This is a genomic window from Candidatus Njordibacter sp. Uisw_039, from assembly GCF_047730075.1.
Lineage (GTDB): Bacteria > Pseudomonadota > Gammaproteobacteria > Pseudomonadales > Balneatricaceae > Njordibacter.
This window is the reverse complement of sequence record NZ_CP159831.1, coordinates 2,186,895-2,205,897: the sequence shown is the minus strand read 5'-3', so window position 1 is coordinate 2,205,897 and position 19,003 is coordinate 2,186,895. Positions and strand designations below refer to the sequence as shown.

Here is a 19,003-nt window from a genome sequence, read left to right as displayed (position 1 = left end):
ATCTTGTGTAATCTTTAGCCATTCAATATTTTGAGAGCCTGGCTATGCATGGCTTGGTCACCACAAGCAAGGAATCGTGGTCCTGATGATAGTGTTAGGGGATTGCCTTGCCAATCTGACATGCTGCCACCAGCGTTGTTAATGATAGGTACCAACGCAAGGTAATCATGAATGTCGTGAGCGGTTTCAAATGCGATATCAATATAACCGTGAGCTACGCGTCCAAACGCATGACAGCCGCCACCAAAGATCAAAAATTGCACAGCCTTCGTTATTCTTTTGTAAGCTGCAATATCGCTCTCGGAAACAAAGTAGAGAGGTGAACTTGTGTGTGCAAAGGCTGTGTCCAATGAATGACATGGGCGGGACTGAATTACTGCCCCATTTAAGGTTGTACTAACCCCATCTACACCGATCCATCGTTCCTGTGTTATAGGACTGTCCATCACTCCGAGTATCGGTGAACCTCGCCAAGTGAGTGCGATCAAAGTCGCGAATGTTGGAAGACCAGCAATAAAGGCCATAGTGCCGTCAATCGGGTCCAATACCCAAACGTAGTCTGAATCTGAGTCAATGTTGTCATATTCCTCTCCGACGATACCATGTTCAGGAAACATTTCTGTTATTGCTTCACGCAGTGCTCGCTCAACCTTTTGGTCGATAGGAGTGACTGGTGTAGCATCTGATTTCACTGTGACCTCTCGAGGACGATAAATTTCTTCGCGAATTATATCGCGCGAAATATCAGCGAGACGGGTTGCGTGACTAACAAACTGGGTAGCATTCATGTATTAATCTCTGGGGAAAAATTTAATAGTGATTTTGAATTCATAGTTTTTATAAAGGCCACTGTACCCTGAAAATATGACGAGTAAAAGTGTCAAGATATGCGATTAAAAGCAATCAAAAGGTCGTTAATTTTGAACACATGATTTAAACTCAGTTCGAAGAGCCGCTATACAGGCTTTCCAATAAAAACTGTAACATTATATTGCTGAAGCATGAGATGCAGATGACAAAAATTTATACGCTTGAACAAATAAAAAATATAGTTGAGACAATGGATTTTTCAACTGAAATTGAACAAGGCTTTATAGCGTATTCGAATGGCCAGGTAATTGTACCGCCAGTTGGTGAGTTGATATTCGAGGACCCACCGGGTGATACACATATAAAGTATGGGTATATTAAGGGAGACGAATATTATGTCATCAAAATTGCATCTGGGTTTTATCAAAATGTAAAAATAAACTTACCTTCAAGTTCAGGCCTAATGCTGGTTTTCTCTCAGAAAACGGGTGTTCTTGAAACTATCCTGCTGGATGAAGGTTTTCTCACTAACATAAGAACTGCAGTTGCGGGAGAGATTGTTGCCAAATATATGGCGCCTAAAGAAGTTTCCACAATAGGTGTTTTCGGCACTGGAACAATGGCCAGAATGCAAGTACAGATTCTGCAATCCGTGACTAACTGTAAGCGCCTGATTGTTTGGGGGCGCTCTGAATCCAGCCTTGAAGCATACAAGAATGACATGGAGGCTGATGGATACGAAGTACAGACTACAATGGAATCAGCCGATGTAACTGAGGCCAGCAACTTAATTTTAATGACCACGCCTTCATCCATGCCACTGATTGATGCCAGTCAAATAAAAAAGGGGACACATATTACTGCAATAGGTTCCGATACTGCTGAAAAGCAGGAACTAGATACAAAAATTCTTCACATGGCTGATATTGTTGTGGCCGACAGCCTGACCCAGTGCCAAGAACGTGGTGAAGTCTATAAAGCTTTGTTAACAAGTGATCTTAAATTGGGTAAGGTTATTGAACTTGGCCACGCCATTAAGAGTGGTAATCGAGTTAGAACTTCAGAGGATCAAGTTACAGTGGCAGATTTAACTGGCGTTGCTGTGCAGGATGTGCAAATTGCTAAAGTGGTCAGCGCTGCACTTTCAGCTGTTTCTGAATAGGTTTATGGGTCGGTAAGACAACTCTTATGCAGTTACCTGATCAGTGGCTAAGGATTTGGTTAAGAAACGCCTTGGTTCGGTCATTGGTTGGGTTGTCAAAGAATGCTTGGGGAGTGGCCTGCTCAACAATCTCGCCCTCATCCATAAAGATAACCCTATCTGCGACAGAACGCGCAAAACCCATTTCATGGGTAACACAGACCATAGTCATACCATCTTTAGCCAGATCGACCATGACATCAAGCACCTCGTTAATCATTTCAGGGTCAAGTGCTGACGTAGGCTCATCGAACAGTATTATTTCTGGATTCATGCACAGTGCGCGCGCAATAGCCACCCGTTGCTGCTGACCACCGGATAGTTGAATCGGATATTTATCTGCCTGCTCAGGAATTTTGACTCTCTCCAGATATTGCATTGCAATCTGCCTGGCTTCGGCCTTAGGCGTTTTTCGAACCAGTTGCTGGGCAATCATCAGGTTCTTAGCGATAGTCATATGAGGGAAAAGATTGAAATTCTGAAACACCATACCAACTTCTCTTCGAACAGCGTCAATATTCTCAACCTTATCGGTTAGCTCAATGCCATCAATATTGATTCGACCATCATTATGCTTTTCAAGACGGTTAATGCACCTAATTAAAGTGGACTTCCCTGAGCCAGAAGGGCCACAAATAACGATGCGTTCACCTTTATACACCTCAAGGTCAATGTTTTTTAATGCCTGAAAGGAACCAAAAAACTTATTCACTTTGATCATTTCTATCAAGGGTTGGGTTTTGTTATCGTTCATGTTATTCCTCTCGCACGGTGTGACGACTTAGATATCTTTCAATTACACCAAAGAGTTTTTGTAACCCGAAAGTAAAGATGATGTACACCATTGCCAGTGATATAAAAACTTCGTAAGGTGCATAGGTATCAGCAACGATAGTTCGTGCAATTCCAGTCATGTCAGTGATGGTGATGGTGCTCGCCAGCGCTGTAGACTTGAGTAAACTGATAACATCATTACTGTACGCTGGCAAAGATAATCGTGTGGCTAATGGCGTTGTAATGTAAATAAACTTTTGCCGCGCCGACATACCTAAAGCGGAGCCAGCTTCAAGTAATCCCTTATCTACACTTAACACACCCCCGCGCAGAATTTCAGATACATAGGCTCCAGTATTTAGAGTCAGCGCAAGAATGGCACAACCTGTTGGCTCGCGCAAAATATGCCAGAACATACTTTCCCGAATTGCTTCAAACTGTGGCAGGCCATAGTAGATAATAAATATCTGTACTAGGATTGGCGTACCGCGAAAAATATAAATATAAATCTGTGCTATCAAATCCAGATAAAGTTTGCCGCTGATTCTCATTAGCAGGAGTAGGATAGCGAGTAACAGGCCCAGAAAACCAGACACCAGCAAAAGTTGTAATGTAATCCCTAGGCCTGCCAACATCTGTGGCAAACTTTGCAGAATTAAATTGAAGTCGAAGCTCATCTTGTGCCTACTGTAGTGCGATTACCAAATTTCTCAATCCCCATAACCGATAACGTAATAATCGTTGAAAAACCCAGGTAAATAACGCCAACCACTATATACATAGTAAATGGTTTGCCGGTAACGGTGATGGCCTGTTTTGCCACAAACAGAGTTTCGTTCAGGCCAATAATAGAAATGAGGGCTGTATCCTTGGTTAGGGACAACATGTGATTGCCAAATGGCGGCAGCGCGATGCGCCACATTTCAGGAATCCGAATGTAGATAAAAGTCTGAAGGGTTGACATACCCAGTGCTCGAGCAGCTTCTATGCTACCAGGATTAACACCAAGGAAGGCACCGCGGAATGTTTCGGTCGCATAAGAACCGACAATAAGTGAGATAGCTATTGTCCCAGCCCAAAAAGGTGGAACGTCAACAAATCGAATTTCTGGATTAAATATCTGCGCAATAGCCGTTAAAGTAATCGCTGAGCCGTAATACAGTAAAAGTATGACCAGAATCTCTGGGGTTCCTCTAAAAATAACCGTATAGGCACTGGCAGTTTTTTGAGCAAGACGGTTTCCCGAAAGTTTAGCACCGGCACCAATAAGCCCAAATAGAATCATTAAGAATAGAGATGCGATGAAAACTTCCGCAACGATAATTGCGCCCCAGAAGTAGTCATCCCACCAACCGTTTAATACTTCCAAATCATTTTCCCGCCAGACGGTAACTGAGCATTACATTGGTACTAAAGAAAAGGGCGACAAAACATGCTTTGTCGCCCAGACTTAACCGAATGCTTACTGACCCCACTCGTCCTTATGAAGTTTGAAAGGAAATATTTTCTTGGCGTAGGTTTCAAGCTCACCTGAATTGATGAGTTCTTTCAATGCGACATTCAATCGCCCTTTGAGGGCTTCTTGTCCTTGACGAAGTCCAATACCAACACCAATTCCAAAGTACTTTTCTTCATCAACTACTGGGCCTTTAAACTCGTATTTTGTACCCTCAGTTTTAGATAGGAATTTAAGATGCGCTTTCATTGGATTAGTCATAATGAGATCAACACGTCCATTCATCAAATCAAGATAAAGTGGTTCAGAACCATCATATAAGACAACATCTGCGCCGGGTAACTCTTCTTCAAACCAGCTTGAATAAGTAGTTGCACGTTCAAGACCAACCTTTAAACCTTTAAAGTTTGCTGCAATCGGGTTTCCTGCATCATCAAATAGATTGACCTTGGTTTTTTTCGCTCCGACAATCTGGCCTGTCGAAAATCGATAGGGACCCGAAAAGTCAATTTTTTTCAGACGCTTCTCAGTAATTGACATAGATGCAATAACAAGGTCAAACTTATTGGCCAAAAGCGCTGGAATCATTCCGTCCCAGTCCTGACAAATATACTCCAAGTCAGCACCAATTATTTTTCCAACACCCTTAGCAACATCGACATCATACCCTGCTAATTCACCATCGGCAGTTTTATAGTTGAATGGCGCGTACGTGCATTCCATACCCACACGAAGTGTTTCCGCAGAGGCAGTGGCACTGAAAACAGCAATAGCACCTAGGGCCATTAGTTTGATTAATTTAGACTTCATACTTTTCTCCTAACCAGTTTATTTTATTATTAACTATTCAAATAAGTATTATACTTCTAATATTATCGCTCAAAGATAATTGCAGGAGTAAAAAGAAATTGCAAGAGAATTAATTTAAACTAGAGTATATTTTTATTTTATTTCAGACTAGCTACAAACTTGAATACAAAAAGTAATAAGTTTTTTTTAAATTTAATGGGTTTTTCAAATAATCGTAGAGTTATAAATCGATGATCAAATATGTTAGTACCAGAGGTGGAATACCTCCAGTTGCTTTTGATGAAGCAGTATTAAGTGGTTTTGCTGCTGATGGTGGATTGTTTGTCCCTGAAACTATCCCAAAAGTTACTCAGGCACAGTTTCAAAGTTGGGCTGAATTAAGTTATCCCGAGCTGGCATTCGAAATATTATCAATGTTTATAGATCGGTCAATAATCCCAGCGACTGATTTAAAAAATCTATTGGATGATAGTTATAGTACGTTTGATAGTCCAAGTGTTATCGACATGGTGCCTCTGGGTGAGGATGGCCGCACTATCATTATGGAGCTGTTTCACGGGCCAACGTTATCCTTTAAAGATGTTGCCATGGGTTTTCTCATCAATGTGCTGGACTATTTACTGGAAAAAAGAAACCAGCGTCTTTCAATCGTCCTTGCGACAACAGGTGATACTGGGCCCGCAGCAGCTTGGGCATCTGCTGGAAAAAAGACCATTGATTGCTGGCCACTGTATCCTCGAGGAATGATTACAGAGGAACAGGAACGGCAGATGACGACATTGAATGCCTCAAATGTGCACCCAATTGGCGTGGATAATTGTGAAGATGGTGCCGATGATCTAGATTTCATCGTTGCAAAGTTATTCTCAGATCACGAACTGAAGGAAAAGATGAATCTCTCGAGCGTTAACTCTATCAACTGGTGCCGGGTGGTGGTGCAATCTGTCCACTACTTCTATGGATACTATCGGGCGGTAGAACAAGTAGGTGACAAGATCAACTTTTCTGTGCCGAGTGGAGCATTTGGCAATTTGTTTGGAGGTTATCTAGCCCGCTCTATGGGTCTACCAGTGAACAAGTTTATTTGTGCCAATAATGCCAACCAAGCATTGCATACCATTTTTTCTAGTGGCGTTTTTGCAAAGAAAGATCTGGTTCAAACAATTTCAACAGCGATCGATATTGTTGTCCCTTACAACTTTTGGCGCTTCCTGTATTACTGTACCGGAAGTGATAGTGAAAAACTGAAAGTATGGCAGGATGAGTTCAAGAACAGCGGCAAGGTGGAATTCGATGCCGCAACTCTTACCGCTATTCAAAATGGTTTTGTGTCAGTTACAGTTTCTGATTATGAAACCAGCAAAACGATCAAGGATACATTTGAGACTTGTGATGGTTACCTATTAGATCCACACACAGCTGTTGCCTTAGCTGCGGCGAACACCCTAAAAAACACGTTGCCAAAAAAAATGAAGGTTATCTGCCTGGCGACAGCCCACCCCGCAAAGTTCCCAGAAACCACCCGTGCTTGTCTTGAGGCAGGCACAGAAATGCCTAACCAAGGCAAACATGTGTCTCTGGAGAGAGCGAGCAAGGTTTGTCAGCATTTGCGAATATGTGATTTAGAAAATCTCGAGTTTGCTTTGATTGAGGCTATGACAACCCATTCAAAAATGCAGGCAGACTAAACTCCATCGATACGTCAACTAATGAGACACTGTAACAGGGTTTAAAGTGCCTCTGAAGAGCTTCTCAAAGGCGATTAGTTGATGTTAGTTGTTTTGGACCAGCAGCAGGATCATTCATCAGGTTTATTCGCCATCAATCTGGCACATCCCTAAACAAATCTGAATACAGAGTAATGATTTCAGCCATGTGGACTCAGACCAACCCCAATAAAGTTATGCACCGCTGTATCTATGAAAATGACGAGATTATAGTAGAGCACTCGATTATAAGGTATCAGGATGAATCACGTGAGTCTTTGATTAGCGTTAAGATGCTAAAGAATGGACAGGTTCTGAGGCAGGAAACTGGCGCTTCCCTAATGAAGTGATAGAACCGACTCGACTAAAGTTCGAAGCCCACCCTCAATCCATCTAATACTGCTTCCTCCGCTGTCCTTGGTGATAGGCAGTCGCCAATCGGGTAAATGGGTGCCACGCCCTCTAGTTCTTCAATAAGGCTGTCCACCCGCTGATGTCCAAGGCTGAGTGCTAAGGTGTCAATTTTTTCAAACACCATGGCTGCATCGGTTATGCTGTGCTGCATATACACTGTATCGTCGTCACAGCCAAATAGTCTGGCGTAGGGCACTATTTTCACGCCTAGGTTGTGTAGGCGTCCTGCCGTGGAGTCTCTTACATAGGATTGCAGCATTTCGCCTGCACATAGACCGTTAACTGCCAAAGTGACGGTGCAGCCTTGTAGAGCTAACTTTTCTGCCACCCCCATGCCGATCCAGTCCGAACGCCAGTCGGCGATGATGACACTTTTACCAACTTTCGCTTGCTCCTGCAGTATTTGCCATGCATCCACTACTTGCATAGATCCATTCCGTTCGAACTCTGGCCAATAGGGTTTGGCACCTGTTGCTAATATAATTGCATCGGGTGCTTCACGTTGCGCCAGCGCTTTATCGGCTGGCGTATTGAGGTGGATGTCTACGTCGAGGCCGCGCAGTTCTTGTTCTAGGTTAACCACTAATCCTCCAAACTCGGCTCTTGTGGGAATCAGTTGGGCTAACAATGCTTGCCCACCAAGGCGAGGTCCAGACTCAAACAGACTCACTTGATGGCCACGCCGAGCAGCGGTCTGCGCAGCCTTCATGCCAGCAGGTCCACCACCTACAACCATCACTCGTTTTGACTTGGTAGCCAGTTGTTGGTTGCTGTACTGCAGTTCTCGTCCTGTTTCCGGGTGCTGGATACACGAGATGGGCACACCTTTATGGAAGTGACCGATACAAGCCTGATTACAGCCTATGCAGGCGCGGATGGTGCGCTGATTTCCAAGCTCAGCTTTGGTCGGCATGTTGGGATCACAGATTAGGGCACGGGTCATACCACAAAGATCGGCCTGCCCAGAGGCAATTATTCGCTCGGCTTCTTGAGGTTGATTTATGCGACCAGCAACCATCACTGGAATGCCTAACTTTTGCTTGAAACGTGCAGACGCAGGTGCAAGGTATGCATGCTTAGTTGTCATGGGAGGTGCGATATGAATAGCACCGCCTGCGGTATTAGAGGTGCCGGCGGTGATGCTTATATAGTCGAGCCGTTGTTCCAGAGCCAATGCAGTTTGCAGTGCTTCCTCGCTTTGCAGACCACTAGGATCTCTTTCGCTTTCCGATAGGCGCAGGCCAATGATAAAGTCATCGCCTGTTTTGTGCCGCACTGCCGTCAATACTTCGGTTAAAAAAAGAAGCTTGTCGTTGCCATATTTATCTTCTCGCAGGTTGACTCGGGGGCTAAGAAACTGGGCAGGCAGGTAACCATGACTGGCGACAATTTCTACCCCATCCAAGCCTGCTTTCTGCATACGGACAGCGGCATCAGCATAGCCTTTGACCACCTCATCAATCAGCTCATGGCTCATGGCGCGTGGCATTTGATGAAAACGCTCAGAAGGTACAGCCGATGCAGAATAGGCTACGGGCTGCATGCCTTCAGCAGTTTCCATAATTTCACGGCCAGGGTGGAATAGTTGGCCAAAAATACACGTGTCGTAGTTATGGCACATGTCTGCTAAACGCCGATAACCTTCGATACAATGGTCATCAGTTGCCATTAATAAGTGAGAGGTATAGCGGGCTGTTTCGTGCACTCCTGAAACCTGCAATACAATTAAACCACAGCCACCGCGGGCGCGGGCTTCATGGTAAGCAACGAGCTCATCATTGACTAGGTCATTGCTAGGTAAGCAGGTGTCATGACCTGTCGACATAATACGATTCTTTAGCTGTTTGCCACGGATGGTTATGGTGGAGAACAAGTTTGGGTGCGCAGTGTGTGTCATGGGGATTACTCGACTGGACAGGTAATATTAATAATCGCCTGCTGCATGGTATGGCTATTATTGTAGTCCAGTGGGATAGCATGCAGCTTGTCCCCCTTGCTTAGCACTAAGCTAGGAAAGCCCTGGGCTGATAACCTGCGAGCTAATTGTAGTTGTTCTTGCAGCTGAATTTCCACGGTTTGGCTAACCATATCATGCCTGAATTGTTGTGGTTTCAGACCTATGCTAGTTGCGATGTCTGTAAGAACATCTATGTTTGAGGGGTTTTTGGCGTGGAGATAGTAGGCTTGTTGAATGCTCAGGATCATAGCCTGTTCTAATTCTGGGTCTTGTATTTTAGCGGCTAACACGGCCCGGCAGGATGGATAGGTGGAGCGCCTTGGCAGTGTTTTGCCGGCATGATGCCAAAAATCATAATTAAATTCGATGCCTGGTATTTGTTGTTGGATGCGTTGCCAGGTGGCTGTTAACGCCTGTTGCATGGCCATGGCCATGGGTAGGTCTGAATCAGCTGCTAAGCCGCCGACTATATAGACAATGTTTACTGTGGCGCTAAGCTGTTGTTCGAGTTGCTGCCATACGGGTCTGAAACCCCAGCACCAGCTGCACATAGGGTCGTGTATGTAAAATAAAGTGGCATTGGAAGTGGTCACTGAATCGCCTTTTAATGTGGCTTGTAGTGTAAATATAACTGCGTAACTCTCTCGTGACAATATTGTTTTAATATTGCCATACTTGCAAATAGGCCGCTTTTTTAACAATAGTCAGTTTAAGCTTGATTTTACTCCAAAGGCTTTTCCAACATTAACTATAGGCCACTGTTGTTTACTTCGGTTTAGCAAAGTAGACTATCTGCGTCATATATATATCTATGTGCGGCAGAGGTGCGTTTAATAAGGCTGTAGGCTTGTGAATGTGATCTTGTTTTGTTATTTTTTATTACCTCTTAAAGATTAATCCTATCTAATTACAATAACGGAGTTTTAAATGAATAAGTTTGTTAAAGGTATTGCTGTTGCTGGTTTAGCAACTGCCATGTCCCAAGGCGCTATCGCTGCCTGTGGCGACGTAACTATTGCAGAAATGAACTGGGCATCTGCCGAGTTTATGGCTAACGTAGACAAAATTATCCTGGAAGAAGGTTACGGTTGCACTGTTGAATTGGTTCCAGGTGCAACTCTGACTACTTTCGCTTCTATGGACACTAAAGGTGTACCAGATATTGCCCCTGAATTATGGACCCAATCGGTAGAAGCTCCGCTGAAAGCTGCCATTGCAGCTGGCAGCTTACATTCGATGAATCCTATGCCGATTATGGGTGCTGGTGAAGGATGGGTTGTACCTAGCTATACGCTAGAGAATCATCCAGAACTTAAAACTGTGCTGGACGTCATCGAGCACCCAGAATTGTTCCCATACAATGAAGATCCATCTAAAGGTGCGTTCGTGAGTTGCCCTGCAGGTTGGGGTTGTCAGCAAATTAATAATAACTTATTCACAGCGTTTGATATGGAAGCGAAGGGCTGGGTGTTAGTTGATCCAGGTTCTGCTGCAGGTCTTGACGGTGCTATGGCTAAGGCTGTGCAACGTGGTGACGACTACTTTGGTTACTACTGGTCTCCAACAGCGATGATGGGCAAGTATAATATGCAGATGCTTGATTTTGGTGTGCCATTTCAAGGAATGGATGTCTGGCTTAGCTGTACTACTCAAGCTGAGTGTGCGGATCCACAGCCAACCTCTTGGAGTGTCTCTGAAATCAACACCATTGTTACTGATTCTTTCATGAAGAACAATGATCCTAAAGCTGCTGCTTACATCACGGCACGTGAATACCCAGCAGACGCCATGGGCGCAATGCTAGTGTATATGGCTGATAACCAAGCTGGTGGTGAAGATGCGGCGATTGAGTTCCTTATGAACCATGAAGATGTTTGGACCCCGTGGGTTGGTGTTCAAGCTGCGAACTTAATCAAAAAATCTTTAAACTAACCTAAGGGTTATTTAAAAAGCCTGCTAACTTTGTTAGCAGGCTTTTTTTTAATGTTTTAACTGAGCAGGAAAAATTGTGGAATTATTTGACGACTTCCCTTCAATGGGGCGAACAGACTTAAGAGACCTAAAAAAAGGCATCGATCTTGCCTTTCGTGAGTTTTCTCGAGAGAACGGTGAGGCGATTGAGGGTTTCTTTGATCCATTAATGTATTTTATGGTGTGGTTTGAAAAGCTTTTAATGAGTGCACCTTGGCCCATTATGATTTTGATATTTGCTGTTCTAGCGTGGCTTGGCGCACGCAGTATTGGTATCGTCATTGGCACTATCGTATCGTTTTTAGCTATTGGTTATTTCGGTATGTGGGAAGATACCATGGCCACAGTGGCCATTATTTCTGTGGCGACTTTCTTGTGCATTGGCTTGGGTATCCCTCTGGGAATTTTGATGTCCCGTTCCAATCGTGTGCAGGCAGGGGTAACTCCTGTCCTGGACATAATGCAAACTATTCCTAGTTTTGTCTATTTGATACCGGTGGTGATGTTGCTGGGTATTGGTAAGGTGCCTGGCCTGATTGCAGTGTGTATCTACGCCTTACCTCCTATTGTGCGCTTAACAAATTTAGGCATTCGTCTGGTGGATAAAGAAGTGCTAGAAGCTGCTGAAGCCTTTGGCTCTAATTATCGGCAGAAATTATTTGATGTTCAAATTCCTTTGGCGTTACCTAATATTTTTGCGGGTGTAAACCAAACGATTATGATGGCCTTGGCCATGGTTGTTATTGCCTCTATGATTGGTGTCAAGGGTTTAGGTGTGCCAGTATTGCGTGCGGTTTCTAACCAGTATCTCGCATTAGGTTTGATGAACGGTTTGGCCATTGTAGCCTTGGCCGTTATATTTGACCGAGTTTCACAACAGTACGGCAAGCGGTTGCAAAAGCACCGTCAAGGAGGCCATGGTGTCTGATATTAAGATTTCCATTAAGAATCTATATAAGATTTTTGGTCCTAACGGTAAAGCTATGGTGCAAAAGGTCGAAGATGGGGCCACTAAAGCATCATTGCAAGCTGAGTATAAGCATGTTCTCGGCTTAAATAATGTCAATATAGACATTCCTGCCCGCCGTATTCAGGTGATTATGGGTTTGTCGGGTTCAGGAAAGTCGACCTTGATTCGTCACTTAAACCGTTTGATTGAGCCTACGTCTGGTGAAATAGTGATTGACGGTGAAAACGTTTTAGCCATGTCCAGTCAAGAGTTACGGGATTTTCGCCGAAATAAAATGTCCATGGTATTCCAAAAGTTTGCCTTGTTACCTCATCGTAATGTTATCGACAACGTTGGTTATGGCTTAAAGATTAAAGGCACCGATAAAGTAGAAATGAATGAGCGTGCCCAAAAGTGGATCGAACGAGTAGGCCTGTCTGGTTTTGAGCACAACTATCCAGCACAGTTATCTGGTGGTATGCAACAACGTGTAGGTTTGGCTCGCGCCTTAGCGACGGATGCTGAAATTCTACTAATGGACGAAGCCTTCTCGGCCTTGGATCCATTAATTCGTAATGACATGCAAGATATCTTGTTGGACTTACAGGAAGAACTACATAAAACTATTATCTTCATCACTCACGATCTGGATGAAGCCCTCAATATTGGTGACAATATTGTTATCCTTCGTGACGGTGCCGTAATTCAACAGGGTTCTCCACAAGAAATTGTGTTAGACCCTGCTGATGACTATGTACGTGACTTCATCAAAGACATCAACCGTGCACGTGTATTGGATGTGTGCTCTGTAATGGAGCCAGGGACTACTGACACTGGTTTAGAATTTGCTGAAAATGTTATTTTGGAGTTAGCCATGCCGGCCATGGTTAAAGCTGACGTAACTAGCGCTAACGTTATGCGCGACGGCGAAGTGGTTGGTGTGGTTACCTTGGCTGACATGATTGGTGGTATTGCCCGTCCAGAAAGTCATGATGGAGAGCAAGTAACTTATCGTTAAGGTTAAGGTTATTTGAACAAAAGGGTAGCTTAGGCTACCCTTTTTGCGTTATGTATCTAAGCTAGCCAAGCTGATCAATTTGCTCTTGGTTATAACCCAATAAATCGCGGTACACCACTTGGTTGGCAGAGCCCATCGGTAGGCCTGGAAAACGAAGTCTAGACTTCTTATTAGCCTCTGAATTGTCGCCCATACGGAAGGGCACATCAGGCATTTTAAGTTCTACGCCCGATACTGGGTCTGTCACCCTGATAATGCTGCCACGAGCTTCGTAGTGCGGGTCTTCGTCTATTTCCTTCATAGACATAATAGGGCCGGCTGTGATGCCTTCTCGGCGGAATAGCTCCAGCGCTTCTTGGTTGGTTTTACTCAACACCCAGGCTTTTATAATTTGATTGAGAGCGATACGGCTATCGGCCTGAATACGATCGTTATTAGTCTTAAAGCGAGGGTCATGAATGAGCTGGGGCTGGCCCATGACTTCGGCTAAACGTTCCCATGTTTTTTGGTTGGAACAAGACATAGCCACCCACAAACCATCACTGGTTTGGTAGTTGTTGCGAGGGGCTGCGGCCCTCAGTTCGTTACCGATCGGTTTGGGAATTTCACCTGTTAATTGGTAACCGATAAATTCACCACCTAAGTAACCAAACAAAGGTTCGTACAAAGAAATATCCACCACTTGGCCGCCGCTTTCTCCGCGCTTACTTTGATGCAGCGCTAGGCTCACAGCATAGGCTAAGTGAATTCCGGTGGTAAGGTCTGCCAAGGCTATGGGTGGACTGGTAGGGCCAGTTTCTTCATAGCCGTTAAGGTATGAGAAGCCACTATAGGCTTCAGCTAAGGTGCCAAAACCTGGCTGGTGGGCATGGGGGCCAGTCATACCATAACCAGATACCTTGCCAATGACGAGCCCTGGGTTAAGTTCTAGTAATGCGTTGTGGCTTAAGCCTAAGCGATCCATAACCCCTAGGCGCATATTTTCTATAAGCACATCGGCAGATTGAATCAGATCCAAAAAGGCCTGTTTACCTGCTTCTGACTTAAGGTTAAGGGTGATAGGTAGTTTATTTCTGCCAATGTAAGCGTGATAAGGTTCTATGCCAGTTGCTGCATGGGTGCCCCAGCCTCGCAGGGCATCTGGCGCCATTGGGTTTTCAACCTTAATGATTTCCGCACCTGCGTCACCAAGTAGGGCTGCACAGTAAGGCGCAGCCACTACGCTGGATAAATCGATCACCCGTTTGCCCTCTAAAGGAAAACCTGCGAAACAGGATTTTTGGCGCTGTTGGGCAATGTAATCGTTGAGGTTGGGTTGTTCTTGTTCACTCATAATGCAGGTCCAGTTAAGGTTATGAGCACAATTTGCATCATCACATGACTGCAGTCAATGCTATAAGTGCAATGAATGAAGTTTAAATGCAAACACTTGTTTTGTTTCCTATAGGCTACCAAAGGAAAGATGAAATAGTATATTTAAAGCTATATATATCATAATCTTAACAATTATTTTAAGATAAAATTCTAGGGTAGTTAAGTGTAGTTTCTAATGCGATATTTATACCGTAAAAATGAAAAATACCATTAAATATTCGCCAATAGGAAATATTGAAGCTAAATGACTTAAAAATCTCTGATTAGCCTTAATGCCAACGGGTTGAGCTATTTTTTGGCTCGCGCTATAGGCATGGTAGCAAAGTCTTTAACGTCTGGACTTATGGGTGTAGAGGGGAGGCGGCTACTGGCCCACACATTACATTGTGGTTGAAACCATGCAGCATCCTCCATAGTGCCTACTTTAATATGTATACGGTCTGGTCTGGTGCTGTTAGTGCCAAATAGTTGGCTGCCACAGTTAGGGCAAAAATGCTTGGTCATAATAGTGCCAGAATCGGCCCTGTGGCTAAAGGTTTTAGTTTCACCTTGCCAGCTAAGGGTTTCAATAGACACAAACGCCAAGGCTGCAAATGCAGAGCCGCCGTTTTTACGGCAATCCTGACAATGACAGTGGGCCTGAAACAACGGCGCTGCAACGGCTTTATAACGTATCTGGCCACATAAACAGCTGCCGTTAATTGTTTGTGTATTGGGCATAGAGCTTGCCTCCTGTTCATTGGTATAATGGCGGCAGATCCCATTATTTAATTGTTTGAAAACTACAGTATGAAATTCATTGTTAAACTCTTTCCTGAAATCACTATTAAGAGTCGTCCCGTAAGAAAACGTTTTATCCAGCGGTTACAGTCGAACTTACAGATCATCCTGCAACGGATTGAGCCAAAGATCAAGGTGCGTGGTTTATGGGATCGTGTAGACATAGATTGTCCACCAGAGGCCGATGCCCTATACGAAGAAATTGTTATGGCGTTGGGCGACACCCCTGGCATAGCTAATATTATTGAAGTGCAAGAATACCCATTAGAAAACCTTGATCAGGTGCTAGGCATTGTCAAGAATGTTTGGTCAGAGCGCTTAATAGGCAAGCGTTTCGTGGTGCGTGTTAAACGTTCTGGGCAGCATGATTTTACTTCTAGTGAAATGGAGCGATACATAGGTGCTGGTTTATTACAGCAGACTGAAGTGCTAAAAGTAGATCTTCACACCCCAGAGGTGACGGTTAATTTAGAAGTGAAGGGTGATACGGTGTTTGTGGTGGAGCGCCGTATTGATGGCCTTGGTGGTTACCCGCAAGGTAGTCAAGAACCTGTGGTGTCGTTAATTTCTGGTGGTTTTGACTCTATCGTCGCTAGTTACCTCACCATGAAGCGTGGTGCAAAAACTCATTTTGTGTTTTTTAATTTAGGTGGTGCAGCCCACGAAGCTGGGGTAAAGCAGGTTTCGTATTATTTGTGGAAAAAGTTTGGTTCCTCTGCACGGGTTAAATTTATATCTGTACCGTTTGAAGAAGTGGTGGGTGAAATATTACAAAACGTCGATCATTCTCATATGGGGGTGGTGCTAAAGCGCATGATGCATAGGGCCGCGGAGCGAGTGGCGGTTAAAATAAAAGCAGAAGCCATGATTACTGGGGAAAGTATTGCACAGGTGTCAAGTCAAACCCTAACCAACTTGGGTGTGATTGATCGTGTGACCGAAGGGTTAGTATTACGCCCTTTAATTACCTACGACAAACAAGACATCATAGACCTAGCCACTAAAATTGGTGCCTATGAGTTTGCCGCGTGTATGCCTGAATACTGCGGTGTGATTTCCGATCGACCTACGGTAAGGGCACAACTAAAACGTGTGGTGGAAGAAGAGCAAAATTTTAACTTTGATGTGCTTGAACAAGCCTTAGAAAAAACCTGTGTGACCAGTATAGACAAGATTCCAGAAGAGCTTAAAGAGCAAAGGCCATTCACGTCTAAGCAGCAATTACAGGTCAATGATGTGGTAGTGGATGTACGGGCCAGTGGCGAGCAACAAAAAAAGCCACTAAACCTGCCAGGTGTAGACATTGTCATGGTGCCTTTTTTCCAAATTAACAAACAGTTTCTGAGTTTTGATCAAAGCCGAAATTACCTGCTTTATTGTGAAAAGGGTGTAATGAGCCAATTACATGCGTTGCACATTAAAGATCAGGGTTTCGAGAATGTGGGTGTGTATCGACCAAAAAGTTAGTTTGTTGTTTAAATTGAGCAAAAGAAGTCGTGTTGTTGAATTTTTTTGACGTTTTTGGAGGCGATAGTAAAATCATTGGTTTTTATACTGAGTATTCTTGCGACTTTGGCCACAACTGGGTAAATTGTCAGATTGAAATGATAAGCAGCCTCACCATGGCTGCATAAATAAGCCGCCACAAGCGGCAAAAAAACCGGAGCTGCTACCGTGCCAACATCCGACTTAATGCTCGAAGGCCTCACCTTAATGGTGTTTGGCATGGGCTTTGTGTTTACTTTTCTTACGTTATTGGTGTTTGCCACCAAAATCATGTCTGCTACTGTGTTGCGGTTTACACCTGTGGAAGATGTGCTGGTAAAGGCTCCTTTGACAATGGTCTCACCTTCGCAGCAAGTTGCTAATGACTCCCAGTTAATGGCGGTGTTAAGCGCAGCAGTGCACCGTTATCGTCAACATCATTGATAGCCGCTTCATCCCCTATTTTTCATATTAGATTATTAGTACAGGCGTAAATACATGACCGCTATTAAACAACCTTTAGGTATTACCGATGTCGTCCTACGTGACGCCCATCAGTCTCTATTTGCTACGCGCATGCGCTTGGCCGACATGCTCCCAATTGCCCCCAAGTTAGATGAAATAGGGTATTGGTCTGTAGAAACATGGGGTGGAGCTACCTTCGATTCATGCATTCGTTATTTGGGTGAAGATCCGTGGCAACGTATACGCGCCCTTAAGGCGGCCATGCCTAAGACGCCACAACAAATGCTGTTTCGCGCCCAAAATATTCTTGGTTACCGCCACTATGCAGATGACGTAGTACGCAAGTTTGTAGAGCGTGCTGCAATTAACGGTGTTGATGTGTTCCGAGTGTTTGACGCCATGAATGATGCTCGCAATTTATCCACAGCTATTGCCGCTGTTAAAGAAACTGGCAAGCATGCCCAAGGTGCCATTTCATACACCTTAAGCGCGCTGCACAATATTGATTATTGGGTTGATTTAGCTAAAAAAATTGAAGACCAGGGCGCCGACTCCATCTGTATTAAAGACATGGCAGGGTTATTGAACCCTTATACGGCGTTTGAATTGGTAAGCCGCCTTAAGGCTGAAACCAACATGCCAGTGCACATGCAATGCCATGCCACCACAGGCTTATCTACAGCGGCTATCTTAAAGGCTGCAGAAGCAGGTATTGATAACGTTGACACCTCTATATCTTCCATGTCTATGACCTACGGTCATTCGCCTACTGAATCCGTGGTGTCTATTTTTGAAGGCAGTGATCGAGATACAGGGCTAGACATCAATGCCCTAGAGGAAGTGGCAGCTTACTTCCGCGATGTGCGTAAAAAATATGCCCAGTGGGAAGGTTCTCTTAGGGGTGTAGACTCCCGCATTCTAGTGGCCCAAGTGCCAGGTGGCATGCTAACCAACATGGAAAGCCAGCTTAGAGAGCAAGGTGCTGCAGATAGACTTGATGAAGTGCTAGCAGAAATCCCAAGGGTACGTGAAGACTTAGGTGTTATTCCTCTAGTGACTCCAACCTCACAAATTGTGGGTACCCAGTCTGTGTTGAATATATTGACGGGTGAAAGATACAAAACCATTACTAAAGAAACTGCAGGCATTTTGAAAGGTGAATACGGCGCTGCCATGGCACCGTTCAATAAAGAATTGCAAACCCGCGTGCTCGATGGCGCTGAAGCCATTACCTGCCGTCCTGCAGACCTTATTGAAGACGAATTGGATAATCTCACCACAGAATTACGTGGCCTAGCACAAGAAAAGAACATTAAATTGGCACCAGGTGATCGTGAAATAGATGACGTTTTAACCTACGCTTTATTCCCTCAAGTGGGGCTTAAATTCTTACAAAATCGTGATAATCCTGATGCCTTTGAGCCAGTGCCTACGCTAGAGTCGGCCCTTGCCGCGACAACGCCTAAACCGGCAGCAGGCGGATCTACCGTTTATACCATTGGTGTAAATGGCCAAAGCTACGTGGTAGAAGTAGAAGAGGGTGGTGACATTTCTGCCGTTGGTTTGGCCCAAGTGGCCATGACAGCCACCCCAGCTTCTGCCGCTGCACCGATCACCGGTGGAGAGCCGGTCACCGCGCCTTTAGCAGGTAACATTTGGAAGGTCCATGCAGTACCTGGCCAAGCGGTACAAGAAGGCGATGTACTATTTATTCTAGAAGCTATGAAGATGGAAACTGAAATTCGCGCCAGTAAGGCCGGTCAGGTTGGTTCTGTAACGGCTAAAGAAGGCGACTCTGTATCCGTTGGTGATACCTTGTTAACCTTAGTTTAG

At 44.5% G+C, this 19,003-nt stretch carries 17 protein-coding genes; 8 read left to right on the top strand and 9 right to left on the bottom strand.

The genetic code is table 11. The features are described 5' to 3' along the window. Positions 1-14 precede the first annotated feature (14 nt). Entirely contained in the window at positions 15-788 is a 774-nt protein-coding gene (locus ABXT70_RS10400) for an inositol monophosphatase family protein (protein ID WP_443640423.1), read from the bottom strand. Between the two features lie 218 nt (positions 789-1,006). Between ABXT70_RS10400 and ABXT70_RS10395 the strand changes: the two genes are divergently transcribed. Continuing rightward, positions 1,007-1,972 carry an ornithine cyclodeaminase family protein gene (locus ABXT70_RS10395; protein ID WP_443640422.1) on the top strand — a complete coding sequence of 322 codons (966 nt, stop codon included), beginning with the start codon at positions 1,007-1,009 and terminating at the stop codon, positions 1,970-1,972. A gap of 40 nt (positions 1,973-2,012) precedes the next feature. On the opposite strand, the gene ABXT70_RS10390 is transcribed toward ABXT70_RS10395, so the two are convergent. From ABXT70_RS10390 to ABXT70_RS10375, 4 genes are all read right to left on the bottom strand, one after another. Beyond that, entirely contained in the window at positions 2,013-2,765 is a 753-nt protein-coding gene (locus ABXT70_RS10390; protein WP_443640421.1) for an amino acid ABC transporter ATP-binding protein, read from the bottom strand. 1 nt (position 2,766) lies between these two features. Then, positions 2,767-3,462, bottom strand: a complete 696-nt coding sequence (locus ABXT70_RS10385; RefSeq protein ID WP_443640420.1) for an ABC transporter permease — start codon at positions 3,460-3,462, stop codon at positions 2,767-2,769. After that, positions 3,459-4,154, bottom strand: coding sequence for an ABC transporter permease (locus tag ABXT70_RS10380; RefSeq protein WP_443640419.1), 696 nt, complete (start codon positions 4,152-4,154; stop codon positions 3,459-3,461). The genes ABXT70_RS10385 and ABXT70_RS10380 overlap by 4 nt, the downstream gene beginning before the upstream one ends. Positions 4,155-4,247: 93 nt before the next feature. Further along, complete coding sequence (locus ABXT70_RS10375) at positions 4,248-5,051, bottom strand: transporter substrate-binding domain-containing protein (RefSeq protein ID WP_443640418.1); 804 nt, start codon at positions 5,049-5,051, stop codon at positions 4,248-4,250. 230 nt (positions 5,052-5,281) lie between these two features. Here ABXT70_RS10375 and thrC point away from each other — a divergent pair, with 230 nt between their 5' ends. Next, on the top strand, positions 5,282-6,739 hold the full coding sequence (thrC, locus tag ABXT70_RS10370) for a threonine synthase (RefSeq protein ID WP_443640417.1): 1,458 nt from the start codon (positions 5,282-5,284) through the stop codon (positions 6,737-6,739). Positions 6,740-7,121: 382 nt separating this feature from the next. Here thrC and ABXT70_RS10365 read toward each other — a convergent pair whose 3' ends face one another. Further along, complete coding sequence (locus ABXT70_RS10365; protein ID WP_443640416.1) at positions 7,122-9,068, bottom strand: oxidoreductase; 1,947 nt, start codon at positions 9,066-9,068, stop codon at positions 7,122-7,124. A 5-nt stretch (positions 9,069-9,073) separates the two neighbouring features. Then, entirely contained in the window at positions 9,074-9,721 is a 648-nt protein-coding gene (locus tag ABXT70_RS10360) for a DsbA family protein (protein WP_443640415.1), read from the bottom strand. A 334-nt stretch (positions 9,722-10,055) separates the two neighbouring features. Here ABXT70_RS10360 and ABXT70_RS10355 point away from each other — a divergent pair, with 334 nt between their 5' ends. From ABXT70_RS10355 to ABXT70_RS10345, 3 genes are all read left to right on the top strand, one after another. Next, complete coding sequence (locus ABXT70_RS10355; protein ID WP_443640414.1) at positions 10,056-11,060, top strand: glycine betaine ABC transporter substrate-binding protein; 1,005 nt, start codon at positions 10,056-10,058, stop codon at positions 11,058-11,060. 103 nt (positions 11,061-11,163) lie between these two features. Then, complete coding sequence (locus ABXT70_RS10350; protein ID WP_443642504.1) at positions 11,164-12,027, top strand: ABC transporter permease; 864 nt, start codon at positions 11,164-11,166, stop codon at positions 12,025-12,027. Continuing rightward, entirely contained in the window at positions 12,017-13,066 is a 1,050-nt protein-coding gene (locus tag ABXT70_RS10345; protein WP_443640413.1) for a quaternary amine ABC transporter ATP-binding protein, read from the top strand. The genes ABXT70_RS10350 and ABXT70_RS10345 overlap by 11 nt, the downstream gene beginning before the upstream one ends. Positions 13,067-13,127: 61 nt before the next feature. Here ABXT70_RS10345 and ABXT70_RS10340 read toward each other — a convergent pair whose 3' ends face one another. Continuing rightward, positions 13,128-14,399, bottom strand: a complete 1,272-nt coding sequence (locus ABXT70_RS10340) for a CaiB/BaiF CoA transferase family protein (RefSeq protein ID WP_443640412.1) — start codon at positions 14,397-14,399, stop codon at positions 13,128-13,130. Positions 14,400-14,728: 329 nt separating this feature from the next. Next, positions 14,729-15,160, bottom strand: a complete 432-nt coding sequence (locus ABXT70_RS10335; RefSeq protein ID WP_443640411.1) for a GFA family protein — start codon at positions 15,158-15,160, stop codon at positions 14,729-14,731. Positions 15,161-15,229: 69 nt separating this feature from the next. Here ABXT70_RS10335 and thiI point away from each other — a divergent pair, with 69 nt between their 5' ends. The 3 genes from thiI to oadA all read left to right on the top strand — a co-directional run bounded on the left by thiI (position 15,230) and on the right by oadA (position 19,003). Then, positions 15,230-16,687, top strand: coding sequence for a tRNA uracil 4-sulfurtransferase ThiI (gene thiI, locus ABXT70_RS10330; RefSeq protein WP_443640410.1), 1,458 nt, complete (start codon positions 15,230-15,232; stop codon positions 16,685-16,687). A 207-nt stretch (positions 16,688-16,894) separates the two neighbouring features. Then, on the top strand, positions 16,895-17,149 hold the full coding sequence (locus ABXT70_RS10325) for an OadG family protein (RefSeq protein ID WP_443640409.1): 255 nt from the start codon (positions 16,895-16,897) through the stop codon (positions 17,147-17,149). Between the two features lie 54 nt (positions 17,150-17,203). Further along, on the top strand, positions 17,204-19,003 hold the full coding sequence (gene oadA / locus ABXT70_RS10320) for a sodium-extruding oxaloacetate decarboxylase subunit alpha (RefSeq protein ID WP_443640408.1): 1,800 nt from the start codon (positions 17,204-17,206) through the stop codon (positions 19,001-19,003).

What these genes read in the sequence shown, in the direction of transcription:
- ABXT70_RS10400 (WP_443640423.1), bottom strand. Translation starts at nt 788, where the DNA reads ATGAATGCTACCCAGTTTGTTAGTCACGCAACCCGTCTCGCTGATATT.
- ABXT70_RS10395 (WP_443640422.1), top strand. Translation starts at nt 1,007, where the DNA reads ATGCAGATGACAAAAATTTATACGCTTGAACAAATAAAAAATATAGTT.
- ABXT70_RS10390 (WP_443640421.1), bottom strand. Translation starts at nt 2,765, where the DNA reads ATGAACGATAACAAAACCCAACCCTTGATAGAAATGATCAAAGTGAAT.
- ABXT70_RS10385 (WP_443640420.1), bottom strand. Translation starts at nt 3,462, where the DNA reads ATGAGCTTCGACTTCAATTTAATTCTGCAAAGTTTGCCACAGATGTTG.
- ABXT70_RS10375 (WP_443640418.1), bottom strand. Translation starts at nt 5,051, where the DNA reads ATGAAGTCTAAATTAATCAAACTAATGGCCCTAGGTGCTATTGCTGTT.
- thrC (WP_443640417.1), top strand. Translation starts at nt 5,282, where the DNA reads ATGATCAAATATGTTAGTACCAGAGGTGGAATACCTCCAGTTGCTTTT.
- ABXT70_RS10365 (WP_443640416.1), bottom strand. Translation starts at nt 9,068, where the DNA reads ATGACACACACTGCGCACCCAAACTTGTTCTCCACCATAACCATCCGT.
- ABXT70_RS10355 (WP_443640414.1), top strand. Translation starts at nt 10,056, where the DNA reads ATGAATAAGTTTGTTAAAGGTATTGCTGTTGCTGGTTTAGCAACTGCC.
- ABXT70_RS10350 (WP_443642504.1), top strand. Translation starts at nt 11,164, where the DNA reads ATGGGGCGAACAGACTTAAGAGACCTAAAAAAAGGCATCGATCTTGCC.
- ABXT70_RS10345 (WP_443640413.1), top strand. Translation starts at nt 12,017, where the DNA reads ATGGTGTCTGATATTAAGATTTCCATTAAGAATCTATATAAGATTTTT.
- ABXT70_RS10340 (WP_443640412.1), bottom strand. Translation starts at nt 14,399, where the DNA reads ATGAGTGAACAAGAACAACCCAACCTCAACGATTACATTGCCCAACAG.
- ABXT70_RS10335 (WP_443640411.1), bottom strand. Translation starts at nt 15,160, where the DNA reads ATGCCCAATACACAAACAATTAACGGCAGCTGTTTATGTGGCCAGATA.
- thiI (WP_443640410.1), top strand. Translation starts at nt 15,230, where the DNA reads ATGAAATTCATTGTTAAACTCTTTCCTGAAATCACTATTAAGAGTCGT.
- oadA (WP_443640408.1), top strand. Translation starts at nt 17,204, where the DNA reads ATGACCGCTATTAAACAACCTTTAGGTATTACCGATGTCGTCCTACGT.